This window comes from Catenulispora subtropica, assembly GCF_039531675.1.
Taxonomy (GTDB): Bacteria; Actinomycetota; Actinomycetes; order Streptomycetales; family Catenulisporaceae; genus Catenulispora; species Catenulispora subtropica.
In genome coordinates this window covers 280,692-302,842 of sequence record NZ_BAAAQM010000003.1, presented here as the reverse complement: position 1 = coordinate 302,842, position 22,151 = coordinate 280,692, and the positions used below count along the sequence as shown (strand labels likewise).

Genomic DNA, 22,151 nt, shown 5'->3' with positions numbered 1-22,151 from the left:
CGTCACGGTGGTCACCACATCGCCGTCCCCGGCGAGACCGGCGGCCCACAGCGCCCCGCGGCCCCCTTCGCCCAGGATGCCCAGCCCGTGCGCGTCGTCGACGAGCAGCGCGGCGCCCGCGGCCCGGCGGCCTCGGCCACCGGCCCGGCCAGCAGGAACCCGGGCACGTACACGCGGGCCGTGGTCCCGCCGCCGGGCGTGGCCGACAGCTCCACGGCGGCGCCGGTGCGCACCGACAGCCGGCCGACCACGAACAGGCCCAGCACCCGGGTCGGCGCCAGGTCCAGCCGCTCGCGGCGCACCAGGCGGGCGTTCTCCTGCGCCATCTGCTCCGGCGACATGCCCATGCCGCGGTCCACGATCTCGATCACGAACCCGCGCGCGGACAGCCCGACCGCGATCTCCACCCGCTGGCTGGCCGGCGAGAACGACACCGCGTTCTCCACCAGCTCGGCGACCATCAGGGTCAGGTCGCCGACCGCGGACGGCGCGACCATGGCGTCGTCCTCGGCGATCAGCACCACCCGCTGGTAGCCCTCGACGCGGCCGACGGCCGAGCGCACCACGTCGGTGAGCCGCATCGGCGCGCCGGAGATGTTGGCCTCGCGCTCGCCGGAGAGCAGGATCAGGCTGTCGGCACCGCGCTGGAGGCGGACCGCCAGGTGGTCGATCCGGTACAGCCGGTCCAGCAGCACCGGGTCCGTCTCCGAGCGCTCGACCTGGTCGATGATGGTCAGCTGGCGCCCGGTGAGGTTGTGGATGCGGTGCCCGACGTTGCCGAACATCTCGGCGGTGTTGCGCCGGATGGTGACCTGCCGCTCCAGCATCAGCAGCGCGGTCTCCTGCACCTTGTTGAACGCCTGCGCCAGGTCGCCGAGCTCGTCGTCGGTGGGCACCGGGATGGCCTCGAACTCCGGCAGGTCGCCCTTCTCGCCGAGGTCCTCGTCGGTGACCCGCTCCAGGTCGGCCGCGGCGGCCCGGGCCACCCGGGACGCGGCGCCGGTCAGCGCCAGCACCGGGCGCACCACCGAGCGCCGGATCAGCGCCGAGAGCACCATCAGGGCCAGGGCGGCCAGGACGCCGACGCCGATCATCACGATCACGGTGATCTCGGCCTGCCGGGCGTTGGACCGGGACAGCGCGATGATGCGGTCGGTGATGCGGGCCTCGGAGTCGGCGCGCTGGTTGCTCGCGGACTCGAACGCCGCGGTCAGGGTGTTGCGGTCGTTCAGGGTCTGGATGTCGTTCAGGTTCTTCGGGCTGCCGATGACGCCGCGGTTGTCCTGGAACGCCGAGCCGAAGGCGGCCTCGACCTTGGTCTGGTAGCGCCGGAAGGTCTGCGCCTCGGGCGAGCTGAGCACCGCGCCGATCAGCGCGCGGTCGGCCGGCGCCGGGAACTGCATCACGAATCCGAGCTCGGCCTGCGCCACCTGGTCCATACGGGTGGCGGTGTTGTACTGCTCGGCCGCGTTGTACTCGGTGGGCGCGCTGGCGAACGCGGTGAGCGAGGCCTCGCGCTGGCTCTCGGCCATGTCGCCGGCGTAGAGCGCGGCCAGTTCGGTCTCCAGCGCGGAGGCCGGGCCGCCGGCGGCGCTGTGGCCGGCGAAGTCGAGGGCGTCGACCAGCTGCGCGTCGATGGCGCCGTACACGGTGTCGACCAGCTGCTGGACGTGCGCCTGCACCACGTAGTTCTGCGACAGTCCCTCGCGGGCCGGCAGCTCGCGCACGTAGCTCAGGTCGGAGACGGCGGCCAGCGACGCGGTCAGCTTCGGTGTGGCCTTGCTGCCGAAGGTCCGGGACACCTCGAGGACCTGGGCGTCGGTCACGCTGATGGCGTCGTTGTAGGCGCGGGCCTTGTCCGGGTCGCCGTTCATCGCCGCCTGCGCCTTGTCCCGCTCCAGCGACAGGTCCTGGATCAGAAGGCTGACGCTCTTGGTGGAGCCCAGGAAGTCGGCGGCGGTGTTCCACTGTTCGGAGACGCCGGCCTCGTGCACCGCCACCGGGGTCATCAGCGCCGCCATCGCCACCGTCGGCAGGACCACCAGCAGGTCCATCTTGCGCCGGAACGGCAGCCGGCTGCGGGTGGTGGCCGGCGGCCTGCCGCCGCCGGCCGCTCCCTCGCCCGTGCGCTCGGCCATGTCCGCACCGCCTCGCTTCGCCCGTGCCGTCATTTCTGCTTGATCCGGTTCCAGGCCGTGACCCACTCCGAGTACGGCACGCACGTCCGGTCGCTGCCGTCCAGGCAGCGGGTGGTCGGCGTGGTCCAGTACCAGACGTTGTCCCAGTAGGCCTCTTCGTCGGCGTGGTAGGTGGCGCAGAACCCCGGGTCGGTGGTCTTGGCGCAGGCCTGGGAGTTGGCCGGGGCCTCACCGAAGAACTCGGCGACCTTGGCGTTCACCGCCGGGGACGTGATGTAGTCCAGCCACTTGTAGGCGCAGGTGGGGTTCTTGGCGCCGGCGGCGATCATCCAGGTGTCGGACCAGCCGGTGACCCCCTCCACCGGCTTGATCGAGGTGATCTCCTTGTGGTTGTCGTGCGCCAGGCCGTTCAGGACCACCTGCCAGCTGGTGCCGATCAGGTCCCCGCCCTTCTCGAAGTCGGCCTGCTGCGCGGCGGTGTCCGACCAGTAGCTGCCGACCGCCGGCTGCTGTTTGGTGAGCAGCGCCACCGCGGCGTCGAACTGGGGACGGTCCAGCGCGTAGGGGTTCTTGATGCCCAGGCCCGGCTGGTCGTGCATCAGGTACAGCGCGGCGTCCGCGATCGAGATCGGCGAGTCGTAGACGGTGACGTGCCCGGCGACCGTCGGGTCCGGGTCGAAGACCGCCCCGAGCGAGGTCGGCGGGCTCTTGACCTTGTCCTTGTTGTAGACCAGCACGTTCGCGCCGCGGCCGTGCGGGACGCCGTAGGGCACGCCGGCGACCGAGTTCCAGCTCTTGTTCTTCAGGCTCGGGTAGATCTGCGCGTAGCTGGGGACCTTGCCGACGTCGATCGGGGCGACGTCACCGCTGGCTATCAGGCGCAGGCTGGCGTCCCCGGACGCCGAGACCACGTCGTACTGGCCGGACTTCACGTCCGCGACCATCTCGTCGGAGCTGCCCGCCACCATCGCGTTCACCTTGCACCCGGTGGTCTTGGTGAACGGGTCGGTCCAGGACTTCTCGGCGTAGCCGGCCCAGACCACCAGGTTCACCTCGCCCTCCCCCTGCGCGCCCGGCTCCACCATCGGGATCGGCGGCGGGATGAAGGCTCCGGGCGGTGTGGTCGCCGGCCCGTCCGAACAGCTCGCGAGCAGCGCGAGGCACGCGACCGCCGCAGACAGGCGCGCCACGATGGCCCCCCTCCGACGTATGGGGGACACCGACCGCACTATCGCCATAGACCGGGACGCTTTCTGCTCACTCGTCGCTAGTCATGCCAGAGCCTTGCGAGGGGGGACACGAAGGGCGCGCGGCCATTCGACGCGTGGCACACTACACGATCGCACCCGGGGTGGAGAATCAGGGAGCGAATGGAAAGGCGTGGATCGGGGTGGAAGCGGGGTTCCGACGGCGCCGCCCCCTAGGATCGGCGCATGGCGAAGACCGAGGAGCGCCTGATGGTGCTCGACACCCCGACGCTCTACTTCCGCGCCTTCTTCGGCGTTCCGGACACGATCACGTCCCCGGACGGCATGCCGGTCAACGCCGTGCGCGGAACGCTGGACTTCTTCAGCCATCTGATCAGCACCTACAAGCCGGACCGCGTGGCGGCGTGCTTCGACGCCGACTGGCGGCCCGCGTTCCGGGTCGAGGCCATTCCCTCTTATAAAGCACACCGCGTGCTGGTGGAAGGCCCGTCTGAGGAGGACGTCGACGTCGAGGAGGTGCCGGACACGCTGAGCCCGCAGATCCCGGTGATCGAGGCGGTGCTGGACGCCGCGGGGATCGCCCGCGCCGAGGCGCCGGGGTTCGAGGCCGACGACGTGCTGGCCACGCTGGCCGAGCGCTGGGTCGCGGCGGGCGCCGGCCCGGTGGACGTGGTGACCATGGACCGGGACCTGTACCAGCTGGTGGACGACACACGGCGAGTCCGGGTGCTGAACATCGGCAAGGGGGTGGCCAAACTGGAGGTGGTCACCGACGAGGTGCTGCGCGGGAAGTACGGGATCGCAGGCCGCGACTACGCCGACTTCTCCGTGCTCCGGGGTGACCCGAGCGACGGCCTGCCGGGCGTTTCGGGCATCGGGGAGAAGACGGCCGCGGCCCTGATCTCCGAGTACGGAGACCTCGCGGGGGTGCGGGCGGCCGCGGTGGATCCTCTGTCGAAGCTCAAGCCCGCACAACGGAAGAAGATCGCCGAGGCCGCGGGATACCTCGACGCGGCGCCGACGGTGGTCCGGGTGGTGCGCGACGCGCCGGTGATGGAGCATGACGACCGGCTGCCGCGGGAGGTGAAGGATCCGGTCGCGCTGGCGGCGCTGGCGGAGGAGTTCGGCTTGAAGGCGGCCACGGGGCGCCTGGTGAAGGCGTTGGCGGAGCGCTGACGAGCTGACGCGCTGACGAGCTGACGAGGCGGGGCCGCCGGTTTCCCGGCGGCCCCGCGACACCGTCCCGCCTCGCGCCTCAGCCGTTCATCATCGAGTACGCGACCACGCCGCGCCGCATCCCGTCGATGGCCTCCTGGGCGGCGTCGCGCACCGTGCTGGCCTTGCCGCCGGGGGCGTGGAGCTCGGCGGCGGCGTTGGCGACCTGGCCGAGCAGGTCGATGAGCTGCTTGCACCAGCGGACGAAGTCGCCGGCCGGCATCTCGACGTCCCAGAGCACCTCCTCCAGGGCCTTGCCGGAGGCCCACTGGTAGGCGGGCAGGGCGAACCCGAGATCGGGTTCGCGCTGGAACTCGAGGTGGTGGTCGGTCTCCAGTTCCTCGAGCCTGGCCCAGAGCCGGAGCATGTCGTCGAGCGTCTTCGGCACCGCACCACCCGGCAGGCGCGGGGGTCCGGCGTCGTCGGCGCGGCGGGCCTCGTAGACGAGGGCTGAGACGCACGCGGCGAGCTCGGCCGGCGACAGGCCCTCCCACAGGCCGGCGCGCAGGGTCTCGGCGGTGAGCAGGTCCAGCTCGGTGTAGAGGCGGCCCAGGCGGCGGCCGACCGGGGTCACCTGGTCGCCCTCGAGGTAGCCGAGCTGCTCCAGCAGGCCGCAGACGCGGTCGAAGACCCGGGCGATGCTGTTCGTCCGGCCCGCGACGCGCTTCTCCAGCTGCTTGGTCTCACGGTCCAGCTTGAAGTACCGCTCGGCCCAGCGCGCGTGGTCCTCGCGCTCCTGGCAGCCGTGGCAGGGGTGCGACCGGATCGCCTTGCGCAGACTGCTGATCTCGGCGTCGTCCGCGGCCTCGGAACGGTACCGGGTCTTGCGATAGGGCGGGATCTCCTTGTCGCCGGCCTTGCTGCGCAGCACCGTGGCGAGGTCCCGCCGCGACTGCGCCGACTTGGCGTTGAACCCCTTCGGGATCCGCATCCGGTCCAGCGGCTCGGCCGGGCTCGGGAAGTCGGTCAGGGACAACCGCACCACCTGGCGGTCCATGGTCAGCACCACCGGACGCGGCCCGTCCCCGGTGTCCTGCCGGGGGCGCCCGGCCGTGGCCGCGGGTATCCCCGGGTCCAGCACCACGGCCACCCCGGCCCGCTTGCCGGCGGGGACGACGATGATGTCCCCGGCCTGGAGCTTCTCCAGGGACTCCAGCGCCGCGGCACGGCGGTTGGCGGCGCCCTGCCGCGACAGGTCGGCCTCCCGGTCCGAGAGCCGGCGCCGCAGCGCCATGTACTCGTCGAAGTCCCCGAGGTGGCACGTTATGGCCTCGGAGTAGCCGTCCAAGGCGGCCGTGTTGCGCCGGACCTGCTTCGTCAGGCCGACGACGGCCTGGTCCGCCTGGTACTGGGCGAACGACGTCTCCAGCAGGTTGCGGGCCCGCTCGTGGCCGAACTGCCCGACCAGGTTCACCGCCATGTTGTAGGACGGCTTGAACGACGACCGCAGCGGGTACGTGCGGGTGCCCGCGAGGCCGGCCAGCGCCTTGGCGTCCAGGTCGGGGCGCCAGAGCACGACCGCGTGGCCCTCGATGTCGATGCCGCGGCGGCCGGCGCGCCCGGTGAGCTGCGTGTACTCCCCCGCCGTCAGGTCGACGTGGTTCTCACCGTTCCACTTCGTCAGCGCCTCCATCACCACGGTGCGGGCCGGCATGTTGATGCCCAGCGCCAATGTCTCGGTGGCGAACACGGCCTTGACCAGGCCCTGGACGAACAGCTCCTCGACGATCTCCTTGAACGTCGGCAGCATCCCGGCGTGGTGCGCCGCGACGCCCCGCTGCAGCCCGTCGAACCAGTCGTGGAACCCCAGGACGTTGAGGTCCTCGGACGGGATCTTCGCGGTCCGCTCCAGCACGTGGGCCTTGACCCGCGCCCGCTCGTCGGCGTTCAGCAGCCGGACCCCGGCGTGCAGGAACTGCTGGACCGCGGCGTCGCACCCGGCCCGGCTGAAGATGAAGGTGATGGCCGGCAGCAGGCCCTCGGCGTCGAGCTTCTCGATCACGTCGACCCGGCTGGACACCCAGGCGCCCCGCCCGCGCCGCCGGTCCTTGCCGCGCGCGCCGCGGGCCGCTCCGCCGCGCGGGCCGCCGCGCCGGTACATCGACTCCGAGCCCTCACGGCCCAGGCGGACCAGTTCGGGGTTGACCCGCAACTCGCGGGAGGCGGAGATGCCGCCCTGGCCGTTGGCGCCGGGCATGGCCTCGCCGTCGGCGCCGTTGGCGAACAGGTCGACCATCCGCTTGCCGGCCAGCACGTGCTGCCACAGCGGCACCGGGCGGTGCTCCCAGACGATCGACCTGGTGTCGCCGCGCACGGTGCGCAGCCAGCCGGCGAACTCCTCGACGTTGGAGACCGTCGCCGACAGCGCCACCAGCCGGACCGACTCCGGGAGGTGGATGATGACCTCTTCCCAGACCGCGCCGCGGAACCGGTCGGCGAGGTAGTGGACCTCGTCCATGACGACGTAGCCCAGGCCGGACAGCGTGGCGGAGCCGGCGTAGAGCATGTTGCGGAGCACCTCGGTCGTCATCACGACGATCGGGGCCTCGCCGTTGACCGTGTTGTCCCCGGTCAGCAGGCCGACGTTGGCCGCGCCGTGCCGCGCCACCAGGTCGGAGAACTTCTGGTTGGACAGCGCCTTGATCGGCGTGGTGTAGAAGCACTTGGTGCCCTGCGCGAGCGCCAGGTGGACGGCGAACTCCCCCACGACGGTCTTGCCCGAGCCGGTCGGGGCGGCGACCAGGACGCTGTCGCCGGCCTCCAGGGCCCGGCAGCCCTCGATCTGGAACGTGTCGAGATCGAAGTCGTAGCCGCCGCGGAAGCGCTGGAACTCCGAGAGGGCAGGCACATCGGGAGCCCGCAGGGGCTCAGCGGGCGATGACATGCCTCCACCCTAACCGGAAGCTTGATCGCCGCGCCTCAGGTTTGCGAGGTGGCCCGCGGCCGGAACACCAGCAGGGCCCCGGGCAGCGTCCGCAGCCTCACCGGCAGCTCCCCGATCCGCTCCCCGTCGGCCCAGCAGCTGACCCCCTCGGCGCGCAGTTCGATCTCGGCGGCGTGGTGGACGCTGACCTTGGGGTGGGTGACGTGGCGGCCGGAGAAGACCTTCGGGAAGATCGTCAGCAGCGTCGGCTTGCCGACCCGGTCCACGACGGTCGCCTGGAACCGGCCGTCGTCCAGGGCCGCCTCCGGGCAGATCAGCATGCCGCCGCCGTAGGAGGGGCCGTTGCCGATCGCGACCAGCATGCACTCGGTGTCCAGCTCGCGGTCGTCCAGCCGGATCCGGAACCGCGGGGCCTTGAAGCGCGGCAGCTCCAGCAGCATGGACAGGTCGTAGCGGCGCTTGCCGCGCGGCCAGCTCATCCGGTTGGCGCGGTCGTTCACCCGGGAGTCCAGGCCGCAGGCCATGACCGTGGTGAACCGGCGCACGACCTCGCGGCCGGTGCCGGCGCCGGTGGTGGCCTCGCCGAGGTCGATCCGGCCGGCCTCGCCGGCGGCGATCACCGCGGCCGCGGCCTCCGGGTCCTTCAGCGGGATGCCGAGGCTGCGGGCGGTGTCGTTGCCGGTGCCGGCCGGGATGACGCCCAGGGCCCGGTCCGGGTCGCCGGTGAGCAGCCGCAGCCCGGCCGAGACCATGCCGTCACCGCCGACCACCACCAGCGCGGCGTCGGGGTGCTTCAGCAGGGCCTCGCGCGCCTGCTCCTCACCGTCGGCGGCGTCCCGGCCGACGATGTCGGTCACCTCGATCCCGGCACCGCGCAGCGCGGCGACGGCACGCTGTCCGGCTCGGGCGCCCGCGCCCTTGGCGGACGTGGGGTTGATCAGGGCGACGACGTGATCGGGTCTGGGCACGCGCAGACGCTAGCAGCGCGTGCCCCTCTTCGTCATGGCGCCGTGATCCCGGCGTTATGTGAGGTCGTCGTAGTCGTCGTCGTAGCCGCGGCGGGTCTGCTCGACCGGCCGCGGCGCCTCGATCGGCACCGGCGTCAGGTCGAGGGGGGAGGCCTCGTCCGGGGACAGGTTGGCGTTGATGCCGCGGGCGGCCCGGCGCTTGTCGTTCATCACCGCGATGCCGATGGCGCCGTAGTACAGCAGGCACATCGGCGCGGCCAGCGCCGTCATGCCGAGCGGCTCGCCGGTCGGGACCGCGGCCGCGGAGAAGACGAAGATGGCGAAGGTGACGTAGCGCCAGGACTTCTTCAGCCGGGCCGCGGACAGCACGCCGGCGAAGTTGAGCGCGACCACGATCAGCGGGATCTCGAACGAGGCGCCGAAGACCAGGACCATCCGCATGAAGAAGCCGATGTAGTTGTCCAGGGGGATCGCGTTCGGCGCCTCGTCCGGGGTGAAGCCGAGCAGCACCTTCATGATCGTCGGCATGATCACGTAGCAGAGCGCCGCGCCGCCGAGGAACAGCGGGACGCCGGCGGCGACGAAGGCGATCGAGTACTTCTTCTCGTTCTTGTGCAGGCCCGGAGCGATGAACGCCCACAGCTGGTACAGCCACACCGGGCTGGCGATGAGCAGCCCGACGAGCAGCGCGACCTTGAAGCTGATCGCGATGCCGGAGGTGGAGCCGACCGAGGTCAGCACGCCGCTGGCGCACTCGTGGGTGATCCCCTTCGCGACACCGTTCACCTTCGTGTCGCACACCGGGCGGGTCAGCCGGTGGATCACCCACCGGTGGACGAACCACCCGGCGACCGAGCCGATCGCGATGCCGAGCGAGGCGCGGAACAGCCGGGTGCGCAGCTCGCGGATGTGCTCGGCGAGCGGCATCCGGCCTTCCGGGTCCTTGGGGGCCTTCACCGCCTTCGGCGGCTTGCTCTTCGCCTTGGGCCGGGTTCCGTTGGCGCTGGCCTGCGTGGTCATCTTCTCGGGAATCCGTTCAGCGTTGGGCGTTGTCGGCGCGCCGCGCGCCGTCGTCGATGATCTGGCCCGGCACGACCTTGGGCTCGGGCAGTTCCACGTCGTCCGCGGCGGCCTGCATCTCGGACTTCATGATGCGGGCGGACTTGCGGACGTTGCGCACCGAGTCGGGCAGCCGGCCCTTGCTGAACAGCGCCCACCCCACGAGCACGATCAGACCGATCTCGATCAGCCGCTGGAACACGGTCCGACCCCCTTGGTTATCGACACGGGAACCCTTATGAGACTAATCGGCCTGAGCCCGTGCCCGCAGCGCCTTGACGCCCTCCATTTCCTGAACACCACGCAGCGTCTCGCTGGCGTCGTTCAGAACCGCGGAGGTCTTCTTGAGCTCCCGGATCAAACCCTTGGCCGCCACGAACACCCGCCAGCCGAACGCCGCGGTGATCACCAGGCACACGACACCGGTGATCGCGATCAGGAGGAGCCAGTACATGCAACGAAACTATAGAGCCTGATCCGGTCCGCGACGCAGGGCCAGGGTGGCCACCCCCGAGGTTTTCAGGATCGCGGCCAACTCCGGCCCGGCCGGCCGGCGCACCCGGATACCGCACGAGGGGCAGGTGAACAGGTAGCGGTCGGTGTCCGCACCACCGCCGGTGGACACGAACCGCACGTCGGCGACCTTCACGAACTGCGGTCCGCAATCCGGGCAGCGGACACGGAAGTCGGCGCTCTCAGTAGTCGAAGAGTCATCGACGGTGACAGGGGGCTCAGGCTCCGAACCGCCCGACGCGGCACGGCCGCCGGTCAGCACGCGGAAGCGGGCTCGGCCGGTCGGTTCGGGGAACGAGTCGGTCGCCGGCTCGGTGCTGGGCTCGGTGCCCAGCTCGGTGCTCAGCTCGGCGCTGGGCTCGGCGCTCAGCTCGGCGCTCGCCACGACCCCGAGGTCCCCGGCCGCACCGCGGTCGACCGGACCATCAGCACCCGGTTCTCCGGCCTCAGGCTCAGCTCCCCCGCCGAACCAGTCCCACCCGCCGGAGTCCCCGCCGGCCCCCTCGGAGGCCGGCGGCTCCCCCGCGGTGCTCACGCCGCGCCCTCGGCGTCCCCGTACAGGGCCAGGGCCTCGGCCGCGGTCTTGCGGACCTGGTCGGCCAGGGCCGGCGGATCGATGATGCGGCCGTCGGCGCCCAGGCGGAGCACCAGGCGGAGGATGCGGCCCTGGTCGGGGGCGCGCAGGGCGATGCGCAGGCCGCCCTCGGGCAGTTCCTCGACGCCCTCGTTGGGGTAGTTCTCCGCGACCCAGCGGGCGTGGCGGGTGACCTCGAGGGTCACCAGGGGGTCGTCGGCGGCCGGGCGGAGGACGCCCTCGTCCAGGTCGTGCGGTTCGGCCGCCTCGGGGACCTCGGCGGCGACGTCGAGCACCTCGATCGCCACTATCCGGGACAGACGGAACATGCGGACCGCCTCGCTGCGGCGGCACCAGCCTTCGAGGTAGGCGTGGCCGTCGGAGAGGATCACGCGCATCGGGTCCACGTCGCGCTCGGTCACCTGGTCGCGGGACGGCACGAAGTACTCCAGCCGGAGCCGGCGGCCGTCGTCCAGGGCCTGGCGGATGCGGTCCAGCACGGTGGCGCGCGCCTCGAAGGCCACGGTCACGCGCTGGGAGGCCTGGGCGCCGCGCTCGCCGGCCGCCTCCTCCAGCTTGGCGATGGCCCGGAGCAGGGCGTCGCGGTCGGCCACGCCGGGCAGCTGGGCCAGCGCCCGCAGCGCGACCAGCAGCGCCACCGCCTCGCGCACCGAGAACCGCAGCGGCCGCACGATGGCCTCGGCGTTCTCCAGGTGGATGGTGCCGCCCTCGCCGATGTGCGCCTCCATGAGGTCGTCCGGCAGGCCGCCGGGCAGACCGCACATCCACAGCGTCTCCAGGTCCTTGCGGAGCTGCTTCTCGGAGACGTTGAACTCGCCGGCCACCTCGGTGAGCTTGGCCCCCTCGTGCTCCAGCAGGTAGGGCACCAGGTTCAACAGCCGGCGGACCTGGGCCGCGGCGCCGCTCATCGGGTGGCTCCCGTCGTCTGGCCGGCCTCGGCGGCTTCGGCGGACACGGCGGACTCGGTCCGGGCGCCGGGCACGTCCGCGCGGGCGCTTATGTGGGTCATCTCGTCGCTGGCCGCCAGGCCGTTGCCGGTCACGGCCGCGCGCAGCCGCCCGATCACCGCCGCCCGCAGCTCCGGCGGTTCCAGCACCTGCACGTCGGGGCCGAACTCGGCGAGCCAGCCGGCCATGCCGGTGTTGCGCGGCACGGTGAGGACGTCCCAGCCGGTCGGCTCGCCGTCCCGGATCTCCGGCTCGCACTCGGTCGCGCGCCGGCGCAGCAGGAAGCCGGTGTCCGCCCGCAGCCGCAGCTTGGCGGTGCCGACGTTGCGGTTCTGCCGCCAGGCGAAGTCGGCGACCTTGGCGTGCACGTCCATGTCGTCCGGCACCTGCTCGGTCAGGTGCCCGGCCAGCAGCACCACCTCGCCGACGATCCGGTCCAGCCGGAACATCCGGTCGGCGCCCCGCTCCCGGTCGAAGCCGGCCAGGTACCAGTGGCCGCGCCAGGAGTCGATGGCCCACGGCTCGACCCTGCGCTCAGCCGGCTCCACCTCGCCCGACTTCCGGTAGTGGAAGGCCACCGGCCGCCGGTCGCAGATGGCCTGCAGCAACGGCTCGAAGGCGCTGGTCTCGGTCCGCACCCGCGGCTCGATCCCGGACTGGCTGACGTCCCCGACCTCGATGCCCGCGCTCTTCAGCTTCAGCAGCGCCGAGGACGCGTCCGAGGCGAGCACCGCCTGCTGCCAGAACCGCGCCGCCACGCCGAGCACCGCCGCCTCGTCCCGCTCCAGGCGGATCTCGGGCAGGTTGTAGGAGTCCTTGGGGATCCGGTAGCCGATCTCGTCCTCGAACAGGGCGCTGTTGGTGCCGGTCTCCAGCGGGATGCCCATCTCCCGCAGCTCGTCCTTGTCCCGTTCGAACATCCGCTCGAAGGCGTCGTCCGTGGGGCACTCGCGGTACGGCTCCAGGGTGGCGCGCAGCCGCTCCTTGGTCACGTACTGCTTGGACGCGAGCAGGCAGATGACCAGGTTCACCAACCGCTCGGTCTTCGTGGCGGGCATCGAGGCTCTCCTACAACAACTTGGGTACGCCGTGAACGGTAGCGCTAATCGGGACGGCGGCGCAGCGTCGTACTCCATTAAAGCGGCGGTGGGGAATACAAGAGGGTGATGAACCGGCCCGGTACCGTGGGCGACGTGATCCGGTGGCGGCGTGGACGGGTGACGGCGGTCCGTCGGGAGTGGCGTGGGGCGACTGAGTTAGAGGTAACGGTTCAAGACGAGGGTTTGTTCCGCGCGCTGGCCTATCCGGATCTCGTCGGGACGCCTGAACCCGGCGACGAGGTGTTGCTGTCGGTCGGCGCCTTGGAACTGGGACTGGGGACCGGCGGGTACGCGCTGGTCGTGGCGATCCCGGAGCGGCTCCCGGAGGACGCGCCCCTGGCCGGACACATGGTCAAAGCCCGCTACACACCGATGCAGACGCTGGTCGACGGCGCCGAGGAACGGCATCCGCAGCTGGCGACGGCGACGTCGGTGGACGGCATGCCGGTGGTCGTGGCGGACCTGCATTCTGCGCTCCCCGCCGTGCTGGCTGGGATCCGCGCGGACCAGCCTTCCGCGCGGATCGCTTATGTGATGACGGACGGCGGGGCACTGCCGCTGTGGTTCTCGCGGACGGTGGACGGACTGCGCTCGGCCGGATGGCTGGCCGCCGGGACGGTGACCGTCGGGCAGGCCTTCGGCGGGGACCTGGAGTGCGTGACCGTGCACAGCGGCTTGCTCGCGGCACGGCACGTCCTGGACGCGGACATCGCCGTGGTGACCCAGGGGCCGGGGAACCTCGGGACCGGAAGCGTCTGGGGATTCTCCGGAGTCGCGTGCGGCGAGGCCGTCAACGCGGCGGCGGTGCTGAACGGACGGCCGGTGGCCGCGCTGCGGGTCTCCTCGGGGGACCCGCGCGAGCGGCACCGGGGACTGAGCCACCACAGCCTGACCGCCTACGGTCAGGTCGCGTTGGCGCGCGCCGAAGTCGCTCTGCCGGAGGCCGGAGACGCGTTCTGGGACGGCGTCGCGGCCCGGGCGGCGGAACTGGCGGACCGGCACACGCTGGTGCGCGTACCGGTCGACGGGCTGGACGCGGCGCTGCGTGCCTGCCCGGTACCGCTGAGCACGATGGGCCGTGGGCTGGACGCCGACTACGCGGCCTTCCTGGCCTCAGCCTGTGCGGGCCGGCTGGCCGTGGCAGACCGCGTCTGACCGCGACTGACCCGGGGCCCGTCAGGACGCTGCCGAGATCGTTTCACCGTCCGCCTGTCCAGGGACCATTGTTATCAGCACAATGGGTGAACACATTGCGACGGGGTTCCGGAGAGGGGCGTTCGTTGGTCGAGGAAGAGCAGCAGGAGCAGGTGTCGGTCGAGCAGACGCCGCTGAAGGCTGATGGGGAGGCGGTGACCGGGGCCGCACGCTGGCGGGCGTTCGCCGAGCGCCAGGCCCGGGCGTTCCACGTGCTGGCGTTGACCTGCATCGTCTTCGGCGCGGCGGCCGCGGCGTTCGCGTGGACGACGATCCGCGTGCACGACCGGCAGGCGGCGGCCGAGAACAAAGAGCGGGACGTCGCCCAGGTGCTGGCCGCCGCGGACGTCGAGTCGGCGCGTGAGCAGGCGGTGGGCGGCGGGATCGTGACCGCGCACTACTCCCCCGCGCTCGGCCGGGCCGTGGTCGTCGAGCACGGGATGCACACGCCGACCGGGGGCCGTACCTACGTGCTCTGGTATCTCGACGGCTCGGGCGCCTTCCGTTCCGCCGGCTCCTCCCGCTTCGACCACCCGGTCAACGACCTGGTGCTGGTCTCGGTGCCGGCCACGACCCGGCTGCAGATCACACTGGAGTCCTCCGGGAAGGCGGCCCACCCGACGACGCCGCCGCTGGCCGTGCTGCCCCTGGGCTGATCACTCGGCGATCGCCAGCTCGCCGGCCAGCGCCGCGAAGACCGTGCCGGTCACGCCGTCCACGATCCGCCGCACCCGCGCGTAGCCGGCGGCGATGCGCTTGGCCGAGAACAGGCACGCGACGACGGTGTACCAGGCTGCGCCGATCGCGGGGACCGCGACGCCTATCGCCACCCGGAACTCCCAGTCCACGTGCGGCGGCAGCAAGGCCGCGAACACGCTGGAGAAGAACACCGCGGCCTTCGGGTTGCCGATGTTGCACAGGAACCCGGCGCGGAACGCGGCGCCGGCACCCCGCGCCTTCGCACCCACGCTCGCGGCCTCGGTACCGCGCGCCGTCCGGCGCGCGGCCGAGCGCAGCAGCTGGAACGCCAGCCAGGCCAGGTAGGCGGCGCCGGCGAAACGCACCGCCTGGAACAGCGGCTGGCACTTGACCAGCAACACGGTCAGGCCGACCAGGCTGGTGGTCACCCACACCGCCATGGCGGCGGCGACGCCGAAGCCGACGAACACCGCGTCCCGGCGCGAGCGCGCCACCGAGGCGTGGGAGACGGCCAGGAAGTCAGGGCCCGGGATCAGCAGCGCCAGGGTCCACACGGTCAGCAGAGCCGCGAAGGAGGCTACAGACATAGGAAGATCCTGCCACGGGTTCCGGCACTGTGCCGGAAACGCGGTATGGCCGTCCCGGACACCGGGACGGCCATACTCAACGAGCACTGTCTACTGCACCTGGAGCAGGTCCACCACGAAGATCAGCGTCTCGCCCGGCTTGATCAGCGGGCTCGGGCTGCGGTCGCCGTAGGCCAGGTGCGGCGGGATGACCAGCTTGCGCCGGCCGCCGACCTTCATGCCGGCCACGCCGCGGTCCCAGCCGGCGATGACCCGGCCCCCGCCCAGCGGGAAGGTGAAGGGCTGGCCGCGGTTCCAGGAGGCGTCGAACTCCTCGCCGGTGGAGTACGACACACCGGCGTAGTGCACGGTGACCTGGCGGCCGGGCGTGGCCTCCGCGCCGTCTCCGACGGTGATGTCCTGGATCACCAGGTCGTCCGGCACCGGGAAGTCGGGGAAGTCGATCTCGGGCTTGTCAAGGCTCATGGGCTTGGTGTTCCCATTCCTGTCGGGGATGGTCGTCTCGTTACGCTATCAGGGCGTTCGCCGCGGTTAACGGGCGTCCAGGATGTCCACGACGAACACCATGGTGTCGGTGCCCTGGATGCCGGCCTGCGGCTGGCCCTGCGGGCCGTAGCCCTTGTCCGGCGGCACCACCAGCAGCACCCGAGAGCCGACGGTCTGGCCGACCAGCCCCTCGTCCCAGCCCGCGACCACGGAGCCGACACCGATGCGGGTGGAGAACAACGACTTGCTCTTGCTGAAGGACGAGTCGAAGATCTGGCCGTTCCGCCACAGCAGGCCCTCGTACTGCAGCACCAGGGTCTGGCCCTTCTGGATCTGCGGGCCCTTGCCGACGATGACCGGCTTGTAGGTGCCGACGGTCGGCGGGTTCTTGCCGGCCGGGATGGTCACCTTCGGGTCGTTGGGGCCCACCTCGGTGCCGACGGTCGGCAGGTTCGGGTCGTTCAGCACGCTCGGGCCGGTGGCGATGTCGGCGGTGGCCGAGGGGTAGACGTTGACGATGTCCAGGTCGAAGACGATCGTGTCGTCGCCCTTGATGGTGACGTCCCCGGCCTGCGTGCCCTTGTCGCCGAAGGCCAGCGACGGCGGGACGGTCAGCTCCACCCGGCTGCCGGCCTGCTGGCCCTTCAGGCCCTGCTCCCACCCGGGGAGCATCTTGCCCTGGCCCTCGACCTGCAGCGTCGGGGACCCGCCCTGGTCGTAGCTGCTGCCCAGGTCCACGCCACCGCGCCAGAGCTTGGCGGTGTAGTTCAGAAGCACCGCGCTCCCATCGGTGATCTTGGTGCCGGCGCCCTGGATCTTGACCTTGACGCCCAGCTTGCCGTCCGGCTGGCCGGCCGGGATCTGGATGTTCGCCTTGGCGCCGAGGGCGTCCGAGCCGGGGGCCCCGGAGGAGGACGCGGCGCCGGAGGAGGACGACGCCCCGGCGGGCGTGGTGGCGCCGCCCGGCGTCTTCGCGGCGGGTTTGCTCGACGAGCATCCGGTCAGCAACACCAGGCCGGCCGCCAGTGCGGCGACGGCGGTCTGGGTCCGGCGGGTGGCCACGGGACGGCGCACTGGGAACCTCGAATCGGCGGGGAGTCGGGACGGGCCGATACGGCGATCACCCGTCCCAGGGACCGCACCACCCTAGCGCGACGCGCTCCCGGCCGGAGCCGGGAGCGCGCGTCGAACAGGTTGCGGGAGGGCTACATCGAGGAGATGAGCTTCTCCACCCGCTCGTCCACCGAGCGGAACGGGTCCTTGCACAGCACCGTGCGCTGGGCCTGGTCGTTCAGCTTCAGGTGCACCCAGTCCACGGTGAAGTCCCGGCGCTGCTCCTGGGCCCGCTTGATGAACTCCCCGCGCAGCCGCGCCCGCGTGGTCTGCGGCGGCACCGACTTGGCCTGGAAGATCTCCAGGTCGGTGGCGGTCCGCTCGACCATGCCGCGCTTCTCCAGCAGGTAGTACAGGCCGCGGTTGCGGGAGATGTCGTGGTAGGCCAGGTCCAGCTGCGCCACCCGCGGCGCGGACATCGCCAGGTTGTGCTTGGTCCGGTAGCGCTCGATCAGCCGGTACTTGATCACCCAGTCGATCTCCCGGGAGATCAGGTCCAGGTCGCCGGTCGACACCGCGGTCAGGGTGCGCTCCCAGAGGTCCAGGATCCGGTCCACGGCCCCGGTGCGCAGCCCGCGCTTCTCGGCGAAGTCGCGCGCCTTGGTGAAGTACTCCTCCTGTATCTCCAGCGCGCTCATCTCCCGGCCGTTGGCCAGGCGCACCTTCTTCTGCCCGGTCATGTCGTGGCTGACCTCGCGGATCGCCCGGATCGGGTTCTCCAGGGTCATGTCGCGCAGCGTGGTGCCGGCCTCGATCATCCGCAGCACCAGGTCGGTGGCGCCGACCTTGAGCAGCATGGTGGTCTCGGACATGTTGGAGTCGCCGACGATGACGTGCAGCCGCCGGTACTTCTCGGCGTCGGCGTGCGGCTCGTCCCGGGTGTTGATGATCGGCCGGGACCGGGTGGTGGCGCTGGAGACGCCCTCCCAGATGTGCTCGGCGCGCTGCGAGACGCAGTACACCGCGCCGCGCGGGGTGGCCAGCACCTTGCCGGCGCCGCAGATCAGCTGCCGGGTCACCAGGAACGGGATCAGCACGTCGGCCAGCCGGGAGAACTCGCCGTGCCGGCCCACGAGGTAGTTCTCGTGGCAGCCGTAGGAGTTGCCGGCCGAGTCGGTGTTGTTCTTGAACAGGTAGACGTCGCCGGCGATGCCTTCCTCGTGCAGGCGCCGCTCGGCGTCGGCGAGCAGCCCCTCCAGGATCCGCTCGCCCGCCTTGTCGTGCACGATCAGCTCGCGCACCGAGTCGCACTCGGGGGTGGCGTACTCCGGGTGCGAGCCGACGTCCAGGTAGAGCCGCGCGCCGTTGCGCAGGAAGACGTTGCTGGAGCGCCCCCAGGACACGACGCGGCGGAACAGGTAGCGGGCGACCTCGTCCGGGGACAGGCGGCGCTGTCCGCGGAACGTGCAGGTGACGCCGTATTCGTTTTCGAGCCCGAAGATCCGCCGGTCCATGTTGACCACCTTAAGCCGCGCGTAAGACCGCTGCCCCATTGAAATGTCGGCTCCACCGGCCGGCTCAGATCGGCTGAGCCGGCCAGGTCGTCGTTCGGCCACCCCGCATGTCAGGACTCCGAGGAGTCCCCCTCGTCGAGCAGGTCGTCCACGGCGCCGAGCACGTCGCCGTCGTCGAGCGACTCGGCGGCCGGGGTGTCCGAGTGCTTGCTGCCGGCGCCGCCCACGCCGCCGCCACCGTCCTTCTCGCCGGTGCCGTTGTCCTCCTCGCCGTCCCGCCCGAGCAGGCGGGCCAGCGCCGGGCCGGCGATCCGCCGGAACTTGCGCACCTGCGGCCGGGTCCGGTCCAGGACCGCGACCTCCAGCTGGTTGGGCGCCAGGGTGCGGGGCTCGGTGCCGTCCCGGCCCAGGGCCTCCACCGCGGCGTTGAGCACGGTCTCCAGGGTGGCGTGCTCCTCGAAGGAGGACTCCAGCACCGAGGTGACCGCGTCGGCGGCGCCGCCCAGCACCTGGAAGCCGCGGATGTCGGTGACCTGGCCGTCGAAGGTGACCCGGTAGCCCTGGTCGTCGGCGGCCTTGTCGCCGACCTCGGCGACGGCCAGCTCCACCTCGTACGGTTTGCCCGAGCCCTCGCTGAACATCGTGCCCAGGGCCTGGGCGTAGGTGTTGGCCAGGGCCCGGCCGGTGACGTCGCGGCGGTCGTAGACGTAGCCGCGCATGTCGGCGTGCCGGACGCCGGCGATCCGCAGCTGCTCGTACTCGTTGTACCGGCCGGCCGCGGCGAACGCGATGCGGTCGTAGATCTCGGAGATCTTGTGCAGGGCCCGCGACGGGTTCTCCCCGACGAACAGGATGCCCTTGTCATAGAAGATGACTGCGACGGACCGGCCGCGGGAGATGCCCTTGCGGGCGTACTCCGCCCGGTCCTTCATGATCTGCTCGGGCGAGACGTAGAAAGGCGTCGTCACGACGGGTCACTCCTGACTGGGACCGGAACCTGCAAGAGACTGGTGGTTGCCACGGGGTCGGATACCGGATCCGAAGTTACCGCAGCGGCGAGCGGGGCCCGTCGGGAGCAACGCGCCGGGCGTCCACGACGCCTTCCACGAGCGCTGCGAGCTCCTCGTCCGGCAGCCGCCGGTAGCCCTCCTCGGTGACCACCGCGACGACCGGGAAGATCTTGCGGAACAGGTCGGGGCCGCCGGTGGCCGAGTCGTCGTCGGCGGCGTCGTACAACGCCTGGACGGCCGCGACCGCGGCCTCCTCGGCGGTCAGGTCCGGGCGGTACAGCTTCTTGAGCGCGCCGCGGGCGAACATCGAGCCGGAGCCGACCGAGTAGAAGTCGTGCTCCTCGTACAGGCCGCCGGTGACGTCGTAGCTGAAGATCCGGCCCTCGCCGGTCTCGGCGTCGTAGCCGGCGAACATCGGCACCACGGCCAGGCCCTGCATGGCCAGCCCCAGGTTGCCGCGGATCATGGTGGCCAGCCGGTTGGCCTTGCCGTCGGTGGAGAGGGTGACCCCCTCGATCTTCTCGTAGTGCTCCAGCTCCAGCTGGAACAGCCGGACCATCTCCACGGCCATCCCCGCGGTGCCGGCGATGCCGACCGCGGAGAACTCGTCGCCGGGGAACACCTTCTCGATGTCCCGCTGGGCGATGAAGTTGCCCATGGTGGCCCGCCGGTCGCCGGCCATCAGCACCCCGCCGGGGAAGGTGAGCGCGACGATGGTGGTGCCGTGCGGGGCCTCCACGGTCGCGCCGGCCGGCAGGGTGCGCCCGCCGGGCAGGTACTCGGGGGCGAATCCCTTCAGGAACTCGCTGAAGGAGGAGATGCCGGGCGTGAGGAAGGCCTGCGGCAGACCGCCCCGAGTGCCCCAGTCCGCGTTGGATTCCACTTCAGCAATCCCCTTCTATAAAGGTTCGGTAAGAACTCGGACCTTGATGCCGCGACCCTAATAGATCGCGAAGGTCACTGGCCACCCTTCTGGACGAAGCCCCGGACGAAGTCCTCGGAGTTGGACTCCAGCACCTCGTCGATCTCGTCCAGCATCGAGTCCACGTCCTCGGAGAGCTTCTCCTGCCGCTCCTTGAGGTCGCTGCTCGCCTCGGTCTCGGTTTCCTCGACCTCTTGCTTGTCGCGGTTGGCGTGCTGCTGGCCGCCGCGTTCGTCCGCTGCCATCTCAGCCCTCTCCCACTCCTCGGCGTGTTGCCGATCTTCCTCACTCTAGCTTCAACTTCCCCCGAACGGAGGTATTCCACTCGCGATCCGTGACCCGAAAAACTACATCTGATGAAAGACTCTGGACCAGCGCCGAAGCGGCGCTGATCCAGAATGTGGAACGGTTCGTCTCAGCTTGTGGTCATTCTGCGGTTCAGCCCTCGGTCAGAGCGCGGACCAGCTCCTCGGCCGTGCGGCTCCGATCGATCAACGCTTGGACGTGCTGCTTGGTTCCCCGGGTCGGCTCCAGTGTGGGCACGCGCTGCAGGGACTCGCGACCCGGGACGTCGAAGATCACCGAGTCCCAGGAGGCGGCCGCCACCGAGTCGGCGTACTTGTCCAGGCACCGGCCCCGGAAGTAGGCCCGGGTGTCCTCCGGCGGGTGGTCCACCGCACGGCGGATCTCGGCGTCGGTGGTGATCCGCTCGAACCGGCCGCGGGCCGCCAGCCGCTGGTAGAGGCCCTTCTCCGGCCGCACGTCGGAGTACTGCAGGTCGACGAGCTGGAGCCGGGAGGAGTCCCAGTCCAGGCCGTCCCGCTTGCGGTAGCCGAGCAGGATCTCGTACTTGGCGACCCAGTCCAGCTCCCTGGACAGCGTCATGGGATCGCGCTCCAGGCGCGTCAGGACCGACTCCCAGCGCTCCAGGACGTCCTTGGTGACGTCGTCCACGTCGGAGCCGTACCGGTCCTCCACGAACTTCCGGGCCTGGTCGCAGTACTCCATCTGGAGCTGGACCGCGGTGAGCTTGCGGCCGCTGCGCAGCGTGACCAGCTGCCGCAGCGTGGGGTCGTGGCTGACCTGGTGCAGGGTCCGCACCGGCTGGTCCACCGACAGGTCGGTGGACAGGAACCGCTCCTCGATCATGGCCAGCACCAGCGCCGTGGTGCCCATCTTGAGGTAGACCGAGATCTCGGCCAGGTTGGCGTCGCCGATGATGACGTGCAGCCGCCGGTAGCGCTCCGGATCGGCGTGCGGCTCGTCCCGGGTGTTGATGATCGGCCGCTTGAGCGTGGTCTCCAGCCCGACTTCGACTTCGAAGAAGTCGGCCCGCTGGGAGATCTGGAAGCCGTGCGCCCGGCCGTCCTGGCCGACGCCGACCCGGCCGGCCCCGCACACCACCTGGCGGGAGACGAAGAACGGCGTGAGGTTGCGCACGATGTCGGCGAACGGCGTGGTCCGCTGCATGAGGTAGTTCTCGTGCGACCCGTACGAGGCGCCCTTGTTGTCGGTGTTGTTCTTGTAGAGGTTGATCGGCGCCGTCCCGGGGATCTCCGCGGCCCGGCGCGAGGCCTCGGCCATGATCCACTCGCCGGCCTTGTCCCAGATCACGGCGTCGCGGGGGTTGGTGATCTCGGGCGAGGAGTACTCGGGGTGCGCGTGGTCGACGTAGAGCCGGGCCCCGTTGGTGAGGATCACGTTGGCCAGGCCGGCGTCCTCGTCGGTGAGCTGGCTGGCGTCGGCGATGTCCCGCGCCAGGTCGAAGCCCCGGGCGTCCCGGAGGGGGTTCTCCTCCTCGAAGTCCCAGCGCGCGCGGCGGGCCCGGTGCATGGCCGCCGCGTAGGAGTTGACGATCTGGGAGGAGATCAGCATCGCGTTGGCGCCGGGATTGCCCGGCACGGAGATGCCGTACTCGGTCTCGGTGCCCATGATTCGCCACACGCTCATACCGGCCACCTTATTCCGCGGGACTGACGTGTGGCAGTGCCTTGTGCACGGTTTCTGGGGGTGCGATGGGGTGCCACTCGGTGTGTGTACCCGGAGGGTGATCATCGAA

At 71.1% G+C, this 22,151-nt stretch carries 21 protein-coding genes; 3 read left to right on the top strand and 18 right to left on the bottom strand.

The window, feature by feature from the left end:
• Window positions 1–11 precede the first annotated feature (11 nt).
• A complete protein-coding gene (locus ABD466_RS05110; RefSeq protein WP_344655741.1) occupies window positions 12–2,138 on the bottom strand; it encodes a sensor histidine kinase in 2,127 nt (708 codons plus the stop codon).
• A gap of 29 nt (window positions 2,139–2,167) precedes the next feature.
• Complete coding sequence (locus ABD466_RS05105) at window positions 2,168–3,328, bottom strand: ABC transporter substrate-binding protein (protein ID WP_344655740.1); 1,161 nt, start codon at window positions 3,326–3,328, stop codon at window positions 2,168–2,170.
• Between the two features lie 267 nt (window positions 3,329–3,595).
• On the opposite strand from ABD466_RS05105, the gene ABD466_RS05100 reads away from it, so the two are divergent.
• The gene (locus tag ABD466_RS05100; RefSeq protein WP_344655757.1) at window positions 3,596–4,522 is read left to right on the top strand and encodes a 5'-3' exonuclease; all 927 of its coding nucleotides are present in this window, start codon (window positions 3,596–3,598) and stop codon (window positions 4,520–4,522) included.
• 79 nt (window positions 4,523–4,601) lie between these two features.
• Here the strand turns inward: ABD466_RS05100 and ABD466_RS05095 are convergent, their stop codons facing one another.
• Genes ABD466_RS05095 through ABD466_RS05060 form a run of 8 tightly spaced genes read right to left on the bottom strand, consistent with a single transcriptional unit; the run spans window position 4,602 to window position 12,585 of the window.
• Window positions 4,602–7,445, bottom strand: a complete 2,844-nt coding sequence (locus tag ABD466_RS05095; protein WP_344655739.1) for a DEAD/DEAH box helicase — start codon at window positions 7,443–7,445, stop codon at window positions 4,602–4,604.
• Between the two features lie 35 nt (window positions 7,446–7,480).
• Window positions 7,481–8,413 (bottom strand): diacylglycerol kinase, encoded by a 933-nt coding sequence (locus tag ABD466_RS05090; RefSeq protein WP_344655738.1) that lies wholly within the window; start codon window positions 8,411–8,413, stop codon window positions 7,481–7,483.
• 54 nt (window positions 8,414–8,467) lie between these two features.
• Entirely contained in the window at window positions 8,468–9,433 is a 966-nt protein-coding gene (tatC, locus tag ABD466_RS05085) for a twin-arginine translocase subunit TatC (protein ID WP_344655737.1), read from the bottom strand.
• A 16-nt stretch (window positions 9,434–9,449) separates the two neighbouring features.
• Window positions 9,450–9,674, bottom strand: coding sequence for a Sec-independent protein translocase family protein (locus tag ABD466_RS05080; RefSeq protein WP_344655736.1), 225 nt, complete (start codon window positions 9,672–9,674; stop codon window positions 9,450–9,452).
• A 42-nt stretch (window positions 9,675–9,716) separates the two neighbouring features.
• The gene (locus tag ABD466_RS05075) at window positions 9,717–9,926 is read right to left on the bottom strand and encodes a hypothetical protein (RefSeq protein WP_344655735.1); all 210 of its coding nucleotides are present in this window, start codon (window positions 9,924–9,926) and stop codon (window positions 9,717–9,719) included.
• A 9-nt stretch (window positions 9,927–9,935) separates the two neighbouring features.
• Window positions 9,936–10,520: a hypothetical protein gene (locus tag ABD466_RS05070; RefSeq protein ID WP_344655734.1), complete on the bottom strand. Its 585-nt coding sequence runs from the start codon at window positions 10,518–10,520 to the stop codon at window positions 9,936–9,938.
• Window positions 10,517–11,488 (bottom strand): helix-turn-helix transcriptional regulator, encoded by a 972-nt coding sequence (locus ABD466_RS05065; protein ID WP_344655733.1) that lies wholly within the window; start codon window positions 11,486–11,488, stop codon window positions 10,517–10,519. The genes ABD466_RS05070 and ABD466_RS05065 overlap by 4 nt, the downstream gene beginning before the upstream one ends.
• Window positions 11,485–12,585: a helix-turn-helix transcriptional regulator gene (locus ABD466_RS05060; protein ID WP_344655732.1), complete on the bottom strand. Its 1,101-nt coding sequence runs from the start codon at window positions 12,583–12,585 to the stop codon at window positions 11,485–11,487. The genes ABD466_RS05065 and ABD466_RS05060 overlap by 4 nt, the downstream gene beginning before the upstream one ends.
• A gap of 135 nt (window positions 12,586–12,720) precedes the next feature.
• On the opposite strand from ABD466_RS05060, the gene ABD466_RS05055 reads away from it, so the two are divergent.
• On the top strand, window positions 12,721–13,782 hold the full coding sequence (locus ABD466_RS05055) for a DUF3866 family protein (protein ID WP_344655756.1): 1,062 nt from the start codon (window positions 12,721–12,723) through the stop codon (window positions 13,780–13,782).
• Window positions 13,783–13,907: 125 nt separating this feature from the next.
• The gene (locus ABD466_RS05050; RefSeq protein WP_344655731.1) at window positions 13,908–14,477 is read left to right on the top strand and encodes an anti-sigma factor; all 570 of its coding nucleotides are present in this window, start codon (window positions 13,908–13,910) and stop codon (window positions 14,475–14,477) included.
• Here the strand turns inward: ABD466_RS05050 and ABD466_RS05045 are convergent, their stop codons facing one another.
• From ABD466_RS05045 to dop, 8 genes are all read right to left on the bottom strand, one after another.
• The gene (locus ABD466_RS05045; protein ID WP_344655730.1) at window positions 14,478–15,107 is read right to left on the bottom strand and encodes a LysE family transporter; all 630 of its coding nucleotides are present in this window, start codon (window positions 15,105–15,107) and stop codon (window positions 14,478–14,480) included.
• Window positions 15,108–15,197: 90 nt separating this feature from the next.
• Window positions 15,198–15,572 (bottom strand): FKBP-type peptidyl-prolyl cis-trans isomerase, encoded by a 375-nt coding sequence (locus ABD466_RS05040; protein WP_344655729.1) that lies wholly within the window; start codon window positions 15,570–15,572, stop codon window positions 15,198–15,200.
• 66 nt (window positions 15,573–15,638) lie between these two features.
• Window positions 15,639–16,667 (bottom strand): FKBP-type peptidyl-prolyl cis-trans isomerase, encoded by a 1,029-nt coding sequence (locus ABD466_RS05035; RefSeq protein ID WP_344655728.1) that lies wholly within the window; start codon window positions 16,665–16,667, stop codon window positions 15,639–15,641.
• A 131-nt stretch (window positions 16,668–16,798) separates the two neighbouring features.
• Window positions 16,799–18,160, bottom strand: a complete 1,362-nt coding sequence (gene pafA, locus ABD466_RS05030) for a Pup--protein ligase (RefSeq protein ID WP_344655727.1) — start codon at window positions 18,158–18,160, stop codon at window positions 16,799–16,801.
• A gap of 110 nt (window positions 18,161–18,270) precedes the next feature.
• On the bottom strand, window positions 18,271–19,128 hold the full coding sequence (gene prcA, locus ABD466_RS05025; protein ID WP_344655726.1) for a proteasome subunit alpha: 858 nt from the start codon (window positions 19,126–19,128) through the stop codon (window positions 18,271–18,273).
• 76 nt (window positions 19,129–19,204) lie between these two features.
• Window positions 19,205–20,053: a proteasome subunit beta gene (gene prcB, locus ABD466_RS05020; RefSeq protein ID WP_344655725.1), complete on the bottom strand. Its 849-nt coding sequence runs from the start codon at window positions 20,051–20,053 to the stop codon at window positions 19,205–19,207.
• 74 nt (window positions 20,054–20,127) lie between these two features.
• Window positions 20,128–20,337, bottom strand: a complete 210-nt coding sequence (locus ABD466_RS05015) for a ubiquitin-like protein Pup (RefSeq protein ID WP_344655724.1) — start codon at window positions 20,335–20,337, stop codon at window positions 20,128–20,130.
• Window positions 20,338–20,530: 193 nt separating this feature from the next.
• A complete protein-coding gene (dop, locus tag ABD466_RS05010; protein ID WP_344655723.1) occupies window positions 20,531–22,042 on the bottom strand; it encodes a depupylase/deamidase Dop in 1,512 nt (503 codons plus the stop codon).
• Between the last annotated feature and the right edge of the window lie 109 nt (window positions 22,043–22,151).

Excerpts from the sequence above, each read along its gene's own strand:
- ABD466_RS05015 (WP_344655724.1), bottom strand. The coding sequence starts at position 20,337 with ATGGCAGCGGACGAACGCGGCGGCCAGCAGCACGCCAACCGCGACAAG.
- pafA (WP_344655727.1), bottom strand. The coding sequence starts at position 18,160 with ATGGACCGGCGGATCTTCGGGCTCGAAAACGAATACGGCGTCACCTGC.
- ABD466_RS05095 (WP_344655739.1), bottom strand. The coding sequence starts at position 7,445 with ATGTCATCGCCCGCTGAGCCCCTGCGGGCTCCCGATGTGCCTGCCCTC.
- dop (WP_344655723.1), bottom strand. The coding sequence starts at position 22,042 with ATGAGCGTGTGGCGAATCATGGGCACCGAGACCGAGTACGGCATCTCC.
- ABD466_RS05100 (WP_344655757.1), top strand. The coding sequence starts at position 3,596 with ATGGTGCTCGACACCCCGACGCTCTACTTCCGCGCCTTCTTCGGCGTT.
- ABD466_RS05060 (WP_344655732.1), bottom strand. The coding sequence starts at position 12,585 with ATGCCCGCCACGAAGACCGAGCGGTTGGTGAACCTGGTCATCTGCCTG.
- ABD466_RS05110 (WP_344655741.1), bottom strand. The coding sequence starts at position 2,138 with ATGGCCGAGCGCACGGGCGAGGGAGCGGCCGGCGGCGGCAGGCCGCCG.
- ABD466_RS05040 (WP_344655729.1), bottom strand. The coding sequence starts at position 15,572 with ATGAGCCTTGACAAGCCCGAGATCGACTTCCCCGACTTCCCGGTGCCG.
- ABD466_RS05045 (WP_344655730.1), bottom strand. The coding sequence starts at position 15,107 with ATGTCTGTAGCCTCCTTCGCGGCTCTGCTGACCGTGTGGACCCTGGCG.
- tatC (WP_344655737.1), bottom strand. The coding sequence starts at position 9,433 with ATGACCACGCAGGCCAGCGCCAACGGAACCCGGCCCAAGGCGAAGAGC.
- ABD466_RS05075 (WP_344655735.1), bottom strand. The coding sequence starts at position 9,926 with ATGTACTGGCTCCTCCTGATCGCGATCACCGGTGTCGTGTGCCTGGTG.
- ABD466_RS05065 (WP_344655733.1), bottom strand. The coding sequence starts at position 11,488 with ATGAGCGGCGCCGCGGCCCAGGTCCGCCGGCTGTTGAACCTGGTGCCC.